General features: G+C 30.4%; 11 protein-coding genes. 1 reads left to right on the top strand and 10 read right to left on the bottom strand.

The features are described from left to right. Positions 1 to 302 precede the first annotated feature (302 nt). On the top strand, positions 303 to 431 hold the full coding sequence (locus BUB33_RS15795; RefSeq protein ID WP_115322201.1) for a helix-turn-helix domain-containing protein: 129 nt from the start codon (positions 303 to 305) through the stop codon (positions 429 to 431). A 207-nt stretch (positions 432 to 638) separates the two neighbouring features. Here the strand turns inward: BUB33_RS15795 and BUB33_RS04015 are convergent, their stop codons facing one another. The 10 genes from BUB33_RS04015 to BUB33_RS03970 all read right to left on the bottom strand — a co-directional run bounded on the left by BUB33_RS04015 (position 639) and on the right by BUB33_RS03970 (position 12,080). Further along, positions 639 to 1,952 carry a DUF4179 domain-containing protein gene (locus BUB33_RS04015; protein WP_072973386.1) on the bottom strand — a complete coding sequence of 438 codons (1,314 nt, stop codon included), beginning with the start codon at positions 1,950 to 1,952 and terminating at the stop codon, positions 639 to 641. Next, the gene (locus BUB33_RS04010; protein ID WP_072973384.1) at positions 1,953 to 2,468 is read right to left on the bottom strand and encodes a sigma-70 family RNA polymerase sigma factor; all 516 of its coding nucleotides are present in this window, start codon (positions 2,466 to 2,468) and stop codon (positions 1,953 to 1,955) included. A gap of 187 nt (positions 2,469 to 2,655) precedes the next feature. Beyond that, complete coding sequence (locus BUB33_RS04005) at positions 2,656 to 3,414, bottom strand: class I SAM-dependent methyltransferase (RefSeq protein WP_072973382.1); 759 nt, start codon at positions 3,412 to 3,414, stop codon at positions 2,656 to 2,658. An 87-nt stretch (positions 3,415 to 3,501) separates the two neighbouring features. Further along, complete coding sequence (locus BUB33_RS04000; RefSeq protein WP_072973380.1) at positions 3,502 to 4,929, bottom strand: phospholipase D family protein; 1,428 nt, start codon at positions 4,927 to 4,929, stop codon at positions 3,502 to 3,504. A 183-nt stretch (positions 4,930 to 5,112) separates the two neighbouring features. Further along, a complete protein-coding gene (gene eutH, locus BUB33_RS03995) occupies positions 5,113 to 6,192 on the bottom strand; it encodes an ethanolamine utilization protein EutH (RefSeq protein WP_234949977.1) in 1,080 nt (359 codons plus the stop codon). A gap of 153 nt (positions 6,193 to 6,345) precedes the next feature. Further along, the gene (locus tag BUB33_RS03990; protein ID WP_072973376.1) at positions 6,346 to 8,100 is read right to left on the bottom strand and encodes a peptide ABC transporter substrate-binding protein; all 1,755 of its coding nucleotides are present in this window, start codon (positions 8,098 to 8,100) and stop codon (positions 6,346 to 6,348) included. Positions 8,101 to 8,148: 48 nt separating this feature from the next. Beyond that, positions 8,149 to 9,123, bottom strand: coding sequence for an ABC transporter ATP-binding protein (locus BUB33_RS03985; RefSeq protein WP_072973374.1), 975 nt, complete (start codon positions 9,121 to 9,123; stop codon positions 8,149 to 8,151). Then, positions 9,113 to 10,156 (bottom strand): ABC transporter ATP-binding protein, encoded by a 1,044-nt coding sequence (locus BUB33_RS03980; RefSeq protein ID WP_072973372.1) that lies wholly within the window; start codon positions 10,154 to 10,156, stop codon positions 9,113 to 9,115. The genes BUB33_RS03985 and BUB33_RS03980 overlap by 11 nt, the downstream gene beginning before the upstream one ends. Positions 10,157 to 10,165: 9 nt before the next feature. Next, positions 10,166 to 11,122: an ABC transporter permease gene (locus BUB33_RS03975; protein ID WP_072973370.1), complete on the bottom strand. Its 957-nt coding sequence runs from the start codon at positions 11,120 to 11,122 to the stop codon at positions 10,166 to 10,168. Between the two features lie 28 nt (positions 11,123 to 11,150). After that, positions 11,151 to 12,080: an ABC transporter permease gene (locus BUB33_RS03970; protein WP_072973368.1), complete on the bottom strand. Its 930-nt coding sequence runs from the start codon at positions 12,078 to 12,080 to the stop codon at positions 11,151 to 11,153. Positions 12,081 to 12,090 lie beyond the last annotated feature (10 nt).

Raw genomic sequence — 12,090 nt, 5'->3', positions numbered from 1 at the left:
ATATCTATCATCATTATAGAATATATATAGGTATTTGTATTTGCACATAATCAAGATTTTTTGCATTAAAACAATTAAATTAGTAATTTTTTATATAACTTTTTCACCACTATTTCCTACTTCTAAAATATATACTATTTTGATATAATAAAAGTAACTAAAGTTACTTTTATATCAAGAAAATAAAAGATTTCTAATAAGTTTTCTAGAAACTCTTTCAAATAAGGCATTAGTTTTAACTACTAAAATTCACTCTTTAGCAATGAAGACCATTAGAGAAAAGATTATGGATTTTTTGATTTTTGAATCTAAAAGACTTAGCTGAGAAGTTTGGAGTTGAAAGACCTTCATTACAAAGAGAATTAAAAAAAATGAAAGATGATGGAATAATAGATTATGACTCTAGAAACATATTTTTAAAAAAATCTTAACCATGAATAAAAAATACATAATCTTTATTTCAAATTATAACATAATATCTTTTTATAAAAACTTCAGTAAAACCTCCCTTTCTGTTTTTAAAGATATAAATGAGAATTTATTATAGATTTTAAAGATATTTTATACTATGAAATCAAATCTTTACCTGAAGAAATGGTTATATATCTATAAGTTAGGAATAAATCCTAACTTATAGATTATTTTACACTGTATTCATATATTATTTCATCATATGTTTTCTTATATCTAATTCTTTGGATATCTAATGTCAATCTTTCTCCAGTTCCATTAAATTCAATGGTTCTAATATAATTTATTTTTTCATTATCTCCTTCTACTATTTTTTCATAGTCCCCAGAAAAAGTTCTCTCTGCCTCTATTTTTTCCCCATCTATATCTAAAAACACTTTACTCAATGTTAAGTTTTCATCTGTAGTTATATTTATATAGGTATTTCCTTCTGACTCATAAACCTCATTAATCTTCATATTCTTATCAAAGATTTTAACATCTTTATTTAACTTTCCTTTTCCAAGTTCTATAGTTTCTTTAATATCATGATTTCCTGTAAATGATATTAATTTTATATCTATATCTTTTGTATCATGAGGTAAGGCATCATAAGATATATTAAATCTTCCCCCTTTAGCACTTCTGCTCATGCTTGAACCTGTTTGCTCAACTTCCTTGCCATCGGCTATTAGGGTTAGTTCTATATCTCGTGGTATAAATCTTTCACCTTTAATTTGCTCTATTCCTATTTCAACTATATTTTGAATTTTTCCTTTTATAACAGTAGATGTTGGAGATGCTATTAAAGACTTAATTTTTATTTTTCTTTGATCTAATTCAATTTCTTTGTTAATTCCTATTTTTAAACTATGACCCATAGCTTTATTTCTATCTAAGGTAAATGGAATTGTGCCTGTTTCTTTCATACTCATTGAATTCATTGTCATTTCCATTTTTCTCTCAAAAAACATGGGCTTGTCACAAGTCATTACCCATTTCATTTCTGTACCATCTTCATTTGCTTCACCATACCCGCTCTTGCTATAATTAACTCCCAATAACCCTTGTAATCTCATAAACCCAAAATCCCGAGAAACTTCCTGCACCTTCCCTGAAGGATCTTTTATGGCATAAAATGCTATTAATTTATTATCATCTAACATTATACCATCTAATGTAACTTTAACCCCATTTTTAAATGTATATGATTTATTTATACTTTGACCTTTCCCTAATTCATTTAACTCTTGTAAAGTTCCATCCATTACACTATCATATCCAATTAATTTCTTTGCATAATAAGCTAAAGTATCTGCATTATAGCCTATAATTAGCACTGCAATAATTAATGCTGCCACTTTTCCTTTAATATTAAATCTTCTTTTTTTATTAGGTATATTGTCTAGAGCATCTCTCAATCTATGTTCTATATCTTCTGGTATTTTCAAACTATTTAATTCCTCTTTACTTTCAGTTAATAGTCTTTCAATATTATCCATTTATATCATCCTTTCCACGGATTCTCTTAAATTCTTCATAGCTACATTTATCCTCGACTTTACTGTACCAAGAGGAATTTTAAGTATTTGTCCTATGGTTTCATAGTCAAGGTCTAGAAAATATCTTAATCTAATTACTTCCTGATGATTGGAACTTAACTTAGATAAGTATTTTTCTAAGACTATTTTATCTTCTGAATTTTCATGGGTTTCATAAACAGCCTCTTCTTCTATATCTTCTAGGAAAATAATCTTCTTTTTCTTTTTTAATATAGTCTTACAAGAATTAACTAATATAGTCTTACTCCAACTGTAAAATGCATCTTCTTTCTTAAGCTTGTGTATGTTTTCATATAGAGTTATTATCATGTCTTGCATTGCATCTAAGGTATCATCTTCATTTTTCATATAAACATAGGCTAATTTATAGTATTCTGATTTTTTGACCATAACCAGTTGTAACAAGGCACCTTTATCCCCAGCTTTTGCTTGTTTGATTAATAGTTTTTCCTCCACCGTCTCACCCCTATCTCTATATAAGAGTATTGTAACACTAAAAAAGTTCATTTATATTGAAAGATATTATAATATCTTTCAATATAAATGAACTAAACTATAATTAAAACTTTAATCTGGATAAATAACCTTCCACTTTTCTTTATAAAAGTATTTTAGAAATATTTCATATTGGGATTTTAGGACATTATTTAATAGCAACAGCTTCAAAAGTGATTATCTCTTCAGTATTTGATGGATACTTCCCAAAATTATAATCTGAAGAAATCACAATATTCTTAAATCCTATACCTTCAAGTATTAATCTAAATTCCTCTACCCCATACCATCGTAATGGGAAATGCTCTAGTTCAGTTTGTAAAAGCACTCCTTCACGCCACCTTTCATATCTGCCATGGGAAATTGTGTATTGATTTATATAGTCAACTTCTACAACTTTATTCTCCAATGTAATTATATCTCCATTAGAGCATTCCCAAGTTTTTGTAGAAACTATGCCTATAGAAATATCCCTTTGCAAAAATATATCTAAAATTAATCTACCCCCATTAGATAAATGATTATAAAAGTTTTTTAGTGCCTTTATTGAATCCGATCTTTTATGTAGCAGAAGAAATGTTCCTGTTGGAACTATAATAGCATCATATTTTTTATCTTGTGAAAAATCCTCCATTCTTGCCTCAAAGAGTTTAGTTTGTAAGCCTCTTTTCTTACAATTACTCTCACATATACTCAACATCTCTTTTGAACTATCAAAACCATCAACCTTTAATCCTTTTTCCAAAAGAGGAATTAATATTCTCCCTGTTCCCGTTGCAGGTTCAAGAATATGTCCTTTACAGGTTTCTAATCTATTTATATAAAATTCTACATCACCAAAAGAATGACCTATAGGTTTATCCATATCATATACTTCTGATGACAAACTACCATAATAGCTTAACATCTTATATCCCCTTTCTTTCTCCTAATAAAATATATTAATATATAATATATTAACATATTTTACTTATTATCTATACTCATTTTATACTTAAAAAGTAGACAGTCCACTCCATTCTTGGAAACGATAAATCAATGTCTTCATAAAGGAACCCTCTCTATAATTTTCATATTCAATGGTATAATTCCCATCTTCATTTGTCCATATCCTATTGAAATAACCTTTTATATCTTCATATAATTTAGTATCCTTTAAAGTCTTAACCATTACATTGGTTTCTAAATTATAATCATCTAGATTTCTTCTAGTCAAGTTAGCAGAACCTCCTATTACAACAACTTGATTTTCTTTTTCTATTATGACTATCTTACTATGATATTGTTCTCCATAAGTATCGTACCACTTTATATCTATAGAATTATTGCTTTTTTTCTTCATTTCATATGCAACCTGTCTATTGGGAATACCATTTTTCTCAATCCCAAAAGCATCTTTGTTAGGATCTAATATTATTTTTACATCTACTCCACGTTCATCTGCATCAATTAATTCATTTATTATATCCCTATGGGATAAATAAAACATACCTATCATAATTTTATTGCCTTTTTTAGTATTTTTAATTTCTTTTATAAGATTATCTCGTATTTTACTTTCAGTTATAAGAGCTATTGTTGTTGAATTGATTTCTTCTACATTTAAGTTTGGAGAAATTTTAAACTCATATTCTCCTTTATAGCCAGATAATTTAGCAATTTCCAATTCAGATGAAATTAAATCCAAAATAATATCTCCATTCATTTTAAATCCTATATTTGAATGATATCCACTAGCATCATGAGGATTCATAGATGATACAATTGCATCTTTTTCTGAAATAATAACCTTCCTATGATTGGCTTTAAAATTTAATAGTTTTAAATATCCTCTTAATGTAACTTTCGATGAATCAGGTCTAAAAGAATTTGGTAACCAGCCTTTTCCCGATGTTCCAAACCATTTAATTAAACTTCTCCAAATTCCTGAATATATAGGATTGGAATCCCTCAGTTTTTCTAAGTTAGTAATAACTACATCAATATTATTGTCCTTTAATCTTTTAATATAATGGGATTCATATACACCATAAAAATTATTAATTTCATCTGTAATGAATATAATCTTTATTTTTGGATTACTGTTTTTCTTTTTAATCAAAGCATTAGTCAATTGTTCTGATATATTTGGATATTCTACTTTAAATTTTCTATTGTAATCATCATTAAATAAAAACATATCTGCAATTATAAATTTTTCTGCCTCTTCAATTAACTTTAATTGTTCCTTGAATATGCTTTGTTCTTTAACTGAATTCCCATCTTTTTTATAAGTTAAATCATATAAAAACTCAATATTTTGAGCATTTCTATCTATGCCTTCAAAGGAAGTTTCTTTTGGTATTGGTGTAATAAATCCGTTTAATATAAAAATCGGTATAAGACCTAATATCAACTTTTTGTATTTAAACTCCTTTTTCATTTACTTCCCCCCTTATAAATTTTATATAATATTTTCTTTAATAATAACATAATTTTTAATAAATTGTTTTAACTTATTTTTTCCCTTCTTTCTGTTGCTATAAAAAATGCTCATTTCTGATTTTAATCTTATTTCGATTTTTATCAGAAATGAGCATTTTTTCATTTAAATACGGATTCAATTTCAAATATTGCTATCACCCTTAGAATTTTCTAATCTTATTAATAACATAGCTACAAAAATAGCACTAACTCCTGCTACTAATTTGCTAGCTATAAATGGAGCAACTGTTTCTTCTGATACTGATGATATATATCCAAGTTGCCCGCCAAAAGTAAATGCACCAGACACAACAAAGGAAGCATTTAGTATCTTCCCTTTTTCATTCATCTTATGGTAAATTCCCAACATAGGAATACAATTAGCTAAGGAACTAAGTATACCAAGTATGGAATAATCATCTAATCCAAACTCTTTACCTATTTTAGACAAATATTTGTTTAATATCTTTGATAAAAAATAAAACATTGGATAGGCACCAGATAATATAATACCAATTTTCACCACAAGCATAGCCCCTTCTTCTATAGGCAATATGCCTTTGATTAAATTATATCCAAACATAAAACTAATAATATTTGCAATTAGTCCTATTGTACTGATGATTATAATTATCCTACCAATTATGCTGAAAACCTTAATCATATTATTTGGAGATTTAAATAGTCCCCAAATTATTATAATGGAAAATATTGTAACTGGTATTAGATTTAAAATAATATCTATGAATTCAATCCCCATCATAACTCCGCCTACAATCATTCCAAGGGGTATGGTAATAATACCTGCTAAGGTTCCCTTAGCAAAGAACTTAAAATCTTCCTTAGATATAAATCCAACTGCCACTGGAATTGTAAAAGAAATTGTAGCACCTAAAATAGAAGCCAATATAAGTCCATTAAATCTTCCTATTATTTCTGAATGTGCTATTTCCATACTGGTTGCATACCCACCTAAATCTACAGCCAATATACTGCTTAAAAAAACAGAAGGATCTACTTTAATTAACTTAGCTAAAGGATCCAATAGAAATACAAGTTTCTTCCCTATAATTGGTGATAAACTATAGATACCAATTATAGTTAGAGCTAATTCTCCTAAAGATTTAAATCCTTCATCAAATTTCTCTCCTAGTCCAAATCTATTATTTAATATCTTATCTATTCCTGCTATAATTGAAAAAACTATCATTATGTAAATCACTTTGCACCTCAAAATTAATATTATACATCGAACAATAATATATACTATAATCTATATTTAGGCAAGATATAATGTAAAAATAAAATATATCTTGCCTAAAATAAATAGATTAAGGGAGTATTTAAAATTTCCTACAATCTATAAAATAAGTCTTTACCTTCCTGATATATAAATTAAACTATAATCTAAACTAGAATGTGGATTAACATAGTATCCCTTTACATACTTGGCTAAAAATGTTGTTAATGATTTAGAATAAGTTGGAGCTATTACACCTGTCCCTACAAGAATTTTTTCTGCTTCTACAAACAATTCTGCCCTTTCTTGGTTGTCAGGAGTATTAGATGCCTTCTCTAATATTTCAACAAATCTATCGGCGTCTGGTCCATCCCAACCAGATTTAGCAGTGTTGAAATATCCATTTACAGGATCATATAATTCTAATAAAGCATTAGGGTCATTATAATAAGGTCCCCAACCAGCAGTACAGATATCGTAATCCCCTGCATCAACTCTATCCCACATAACATTCCATTCTATCATATCAATTTTTATTTCAACACCTAGCTTTTCCTTCCATTGCTGCAATAACCACTCTGCTGATTTCTTCGAATATTCAGTTGTGCCCCTTGTAGCATAACTAATATCCATCTTTGCTGGATCTGGATCAAATCCTTCCTCTATAAGTCCTTCTATTAAAAGTGCCTTAGGGTCTGGATATTGTTTCATAAGTTCCTTTAGAACTTGATTTTTGCCATTAGTTCTTTCACTATATAATTCATCTCCAACATTAGTGATACCTGGCATCAATGAATAAAGCGGCTCACCCTGTCCTTCTCTTAAATCATCAAGATATTTTTCCCTATCAAATGCCAATGAAAAAGCTAATCTTATCTTTGGATTTTTGAAATATTTGTTTTTGCAATTAAATCCTAAAAATTCAGGTGCATTATCAGGTACAACTATAGTTTCAAATCTTCCATCTTCACTAATAAGCTTTTTCCAATCGGGATCATTTGTATCAACAACATCAATTTCTCCACTAATTAATGCCTGTGCAGCTGTAGCAGTATCCTGAATAACTTTTCTCTCAACTTTTTGAAGTTTTATATTTTCTGCGTTCCAGTATTTCTCATTTTTAACAAAGGTAATTTGAACATTTGGATCCCAGCTTTCCATTATAAATGGTCCATTCATTACAATCTTATCTATAGATGAACCATATGAACTTCCATACTCTTCATATTTATCCTGTCTAATTGGTTTTGCACCAGAAAGCAAATCAAGAAAATACCCATAGGGTTTAGTCAATGTAAATTCAATGGTTTTCTCATCAATTACTTTTACACCAATATCTTCAGGCTTTTTATTATATTTTGGGTTTGTACCATCATTATAAAGTGCTTCTGCAAAGTTTAAAATAATCCCATCAAATAACCAAGCATTGGTAGAGCCTATTTCTGGTGTAGCCATTGTCCTAAATGTAAATAAGAAGTCATTTGCTGTTACAGGAACACCATCATTCCATAGGGCATTTTCTCTAATATTAAAAGTATAAACCATTCCATCTTCACTAATTGTCCAGTCCTTTGCTGCTGCTGGCTTTATTATTGAATTGCAATTTTCATCTGCCACATCTGCAACTAAGGTTTCAAAAATAAAATCATGAGTGCCATTATCAGGGCCTGTAGTATTGAGCATTGGGTTAAGACCTGTTATATCACTCTTATCACTAAACCTATAAACTTGTTCTTTGTCCATTTGGATTGTGTCTTTATTATTAGAATCTGTACCTATTTCATTTCCCGTATTTGTCGGTGCATCTCCTTTCTTTCCACATCCGGTTAATGTACCAAAACACAAAGTAAAAACAATTATTAAAACTATTACCTTCTTAAAATTTTTCATTTTCTCCTCCTTATTGACATTGATTTTATACTTTAAAAGCTAATGCTATTAAAGGCTAGTATTTTTTATCATATGACAAGCAACAAAATGCTCCTTGCCCACTTCCATAAGTGAGGGCATCTTTTCTTTACATATTTCCATAGCAAATTTACATCTTGAAGAAAATTTACATCCAGGAAGAGGATTAATAGGGCTTGGTATTTCTCCATCTATTGGTATTCGTTTTTTCTCCCTCTCTTCATTAGGATCAGGTATTGGTATTGCAGATAATAAGGCCTTTGTATATGGGTGTAATGGATTTTTATAAAGTGCATCGCTAGTTGTAAATTCTACTAAACTGCCAAGATACATTACACCGACTCTGTCTGATATATGTTTAATCATTGATAAATCATGTGCTATGAATAAATATGTAAGACCTCTTGTCTTTTGCAGCTCAATTAAAAGGTTTACAACTTGTGCTTGTATTGAAACATCAAGGGCTGAAATAGGCTCATCGCAAACTATAAAATCAGGCTCCACAGCTAATGCCCTTGCTATTCCAATTCTTTGTCTTTGTCCTCCAGAAAATTCATGGGGAAATCTAGAAGCATGCTCTTTATTTAATCCTACAGTTTCAAGCATTTCAAAAATTTTTTCCTCCCTAGCCTTACCTTTATACAGACCATGGATATCTATACCTTCACTAATAATATCTCCTACTGTCATTCTTGGATTTAAAGAAGAATAGGGGTCTTGAAATATAATTTGAGCTTTTTTAGTAAATTCCTTTTTCTCCCTAGGATTCAAACTATGTATATTTACTCCATCATAAACTATTTCTCCACCAGTAGCATCATACAAGCCCATTACAGTTTTCCCGCAAGTAGTTTTCCCACAGCCAGATTCTCCAACAAGCCCTAAGGTTTCACCCCTATATATATTAAAGCTCACATCATCAACAGCTTTTAATATATTATTTCTTCCAACTTCGAAGTATTTTTTTAAATTTTTTACTTGGATTAGTACCTCTTTATTTTCCATATACTTCACCCCTTTGTAATAATTCCCTTGGCACACCCCTAACATCAGCCCTTTTATCATGAAGCCAACAAGAACATTCTTGTGTTTCTCCAAAAGATATTGTCTCGGGATACTTTACTCTACAAATCGTCATTCCAAACTCACATCTTGGTGCAAATGGACAACCTATAGGTGGATTTATTAAATCAGGTGGCGTACCAGTCAAAGAATATAATATTTCTTTGTTATTGGAACTCAATTTTGGCACAGATTTTAAAAGTGCAAAGGTATAAGGATGTTTTGGATTATAGAAAATTTCATCTACAGTACCTCTTTCAACAATCTTACCAGCATACATGACTTGTATCCTATCTGCAACACTTGCTACAACTCCTAAATCATGAGTAACTAATATAACACCAGTATTTAGTTCTCTCTGTAAATCAGCTATTAGCTCCATAATTTGTGCTTGAATAGTTACATCTAATGCGGTTGTAGGCTCATCGGCTATTAATATCTTTGGATTGCAGGCAAGGGCAATTGCTATCATGGCTCTTTGCCTCATTCCTCCCGAGAATTCAAAGGGATATTGTTTTAATCTCATCTTTGCATTAGGTATTTTAACTAATTCAAGCATTTTAAGAGCAATCTTCCTAGCATCACTATGAGATACATTATTATGTAAAAAAACACTTTCTGCTATTTGTTCTCCAATTTTCATAGTAGGATTTAAAGATGTCATAGGATCTTGAAATATCATAGAAATTTCTTTCCCCCTAATTCCCGCCATCTCAGCTTCATTAAAATCAAGAAGATTTTTACCACAAAAATTAATAGCAGAATCTTTTCTCTGAACTACTGATTGAGGACTAGGCAGCAGTCCCATGATAGCCTTAGATGTTACCGTCTTACCGCATCCAGATTCTCCAACTATAGCCAGATTTTCTCCCTTATCCAAATAAAAATCAATACCCCTAACTGCATATGCTGTACCTGCATATGTATTAAATGAAACATTTAAATTCTTTACCTCTAATATCCTTTTATCATTCATTTAGTACACCTACTTTCTTAACTTTGGGTCTAATGCATCTGAAAGACCGTCACCTATTAGATGAAATGCCAACATGGTCAAAACAATCATCATGCAAGGGAAAAATAATTCATGAGGATAAAACATTAATCTTTGCTGCCCTGCAGATGCCAAAGCACCCCAACTGGTCTTAGGTGCTCTTACTCCCAAACCTATATAGCTAAGAAATGCTTCACCAAAAATAAACCCTGGTACTGACATAGTAATATCAACCATTATAATCCCCAATGTATTTGGCAAAAGATGCTTCATAATAATCCTTCCAGTATTGGAACCTAAGGCTCTAGCAGCTTCAACATAATCCTGTTCTTTAATTTGTAATATTTGCCCTCTTACCATTCTAGTAGTTCCCACCCAAGACGTAAGACTCATTGCCAATACTAATGAAAATATGCTTCTTCCCAACACTACAGAAAGTATTAACACAATAATTAAATAAGGTAAATTTCCAATAAACTCGGCAAATCTCATAATAGTGTTATCAATCCAACCACCCTTCAGTCCTGCAACAGCACCTAATAAGGAACCAATAACAAACATTACAAGTGTACAACTAAGCCCTATTAATATGGAAATTCGTCCTCCAACACATACTCTCGTAAAAATATCCCTACCCATATCATCAGTACCAAACCAATATTCACTATTAGGTCGTAAGCTTTTTACTGATGAATCCATATACTGATAATCTTTACCTGAAAGCAATGGTCCAACATATATGGTCAAAACCACCAATATCAATAATACTAATCCTATAATTGCTAATCTATTTGCCTTAAATCTTCTCCAAACGTCTGCCCAATAAGTTAGGGAAGGCTTAGATAGTTGCTCACCAGATAGTCCTTCTGTACCAACTCTTTTAAACATATCCTCTGTAATAACCACATCACTATGAACTATACCTATATTACTCTCTAAACTATTCATATTATCATTACCTCGCTATTATTTTTGTCTAAGACTTTGCAACTCTAATTCTTGGATCAACAATACCATATAAGATATCAACTAAAATTAATGCTATGGTATATAGTATTGCAAAAAATATGGTAAGTCCTATTATCATGGTATAATCGCTGTCAGAAACAGCCTTTATATAGTAATTACCAAGTCCAGGTATTGAAAACATCTTTTCCAGTATAAAAGAACCTCCAAATATTCCTGCAACTGCTGGACCAATCATGGTCACAATAGGAATCATAGAATTTCTTAAAATGTGTTTTTTAATAATTCTTTTTTTCTTACATCCCTTTGCCTTTGCAGTAATAATATAATCTTCGCTAATTACGGAAATGGTACTACTTCTCATAAACTTTGTATAGCTTGCAATACCTCCAGCTGCATATGCTATTACTGGCAAAGTATAATGTTTTAATTGTCCCCATCCAAAGACTGGAGCTAATTTCCACTTAAAAGCCACAAAATATTGAAGTAATGCTGCAACTACAAAACTAGGAACACATATGGCTAGAACAACACATACCCGTATTATATGGTCTCCTAATTTTTCCCTATTAAGAGCTGAAACAAGACCCAACAATACTCCTATAGTGATTTGTAATGCTATAGCTATAATTCCTATTCTAGCTGAAATAGGAGCATTGTCTTTGATAACATCGTTTGCAGACTTTCCTGTATAGATAATGGACTCTCCAAAATCCCCAGTAGTTAAAAGATGTTTCATATAAATTATATATCTTTCAGTAACTGGTTTATCCAAACCATATCTAGCACGAATTACCCCCTGTGCCTTTTCAGGCATTTGTCCAACTTTAGCTGCAATTGGATCTCCAGGAGCACCTGCTATTAAAAAAAATGTTGCAGTAATAATTAGAAACAAAGTAATTAATGAGTACATTATTCTTTTCATTACAAATTTAAACATAAATCAATCT

The organism is Tissierella praeacuta DSM 18095, assembly GCF_900128955.1.
GTDB classification, from domain to species: domain Bacteria; phylum Bacillota; class Clostridia; order Tissierellales; family Tissierellaceae; genus Tissierella; species Tissierella praeacuta.
The sequence above is the reverse complement of the archived record's forward strand: the minus strand, read 5'-3'. Positions and strand labels throughout refer to the sequence as shown.

Excerpts from the sequence above, each read along its gene's own strand:
- BUB33_RS04015 (WP_072973386.1), bottom strand. The coding sequence starts at position 1,952 with ATGGATAATATTGAAAGACTATTAACTGAAAGTAAAGAGGAATTAAAT.
- BUB33_RS04005 (WP_072973382.1), bottom strand. The coding sequence starts at position 3,414 with ATGTTAAGCTATTATGGTAGTTTGTCATCAGAAGTATATGATATGGAT.
- BUB33_RS04000 (WP_072973380.1), bottom strand. The coding sequence starts at position 4,929 with ATGAAAAAGGAGTTTAAATACAAAAAGTTGATATTAGGTCTTATACCG.
- BUB33_RS03990 (WP_072973376.1), bottom strand. The coding sequence starts at position 8,100 with ATGAAAAATTTTAAGAAGGTAATAGTTTTAATAATTGTTTTTACTTTG.
- BUB33_RS03985 (WP_072973374.1), bottom strand. The coding sequence starts at position 9,123 with ATGGAAAATAAAGAGGTACTAATCCAAGTAAAAAATTTAAAAAAATAC.
- BUB33_RS03980 (WP_072973372.1), bottom strand. The coding sequence starts at position 10,156 with ATGAATGATAAAAGGATATTAGAGGTAAAGAATTTAAATGTTTCATTT.
- BUB33_RS03975 (WP_072973370.1), bottom strand. The coding sequence starts at position 11,122 with ATGAATAGTTTAGAGAGTAATATAGGTATAGTTCATAGTGATGTGGTT.
- BUB33_RS03970 (WP_072973368.1), bottom strand. The coding sequence starts at position 12,080 with ATGTTTAAATTTGTAATGAAAAGAATAATGTACTCATTAATTACTTTG.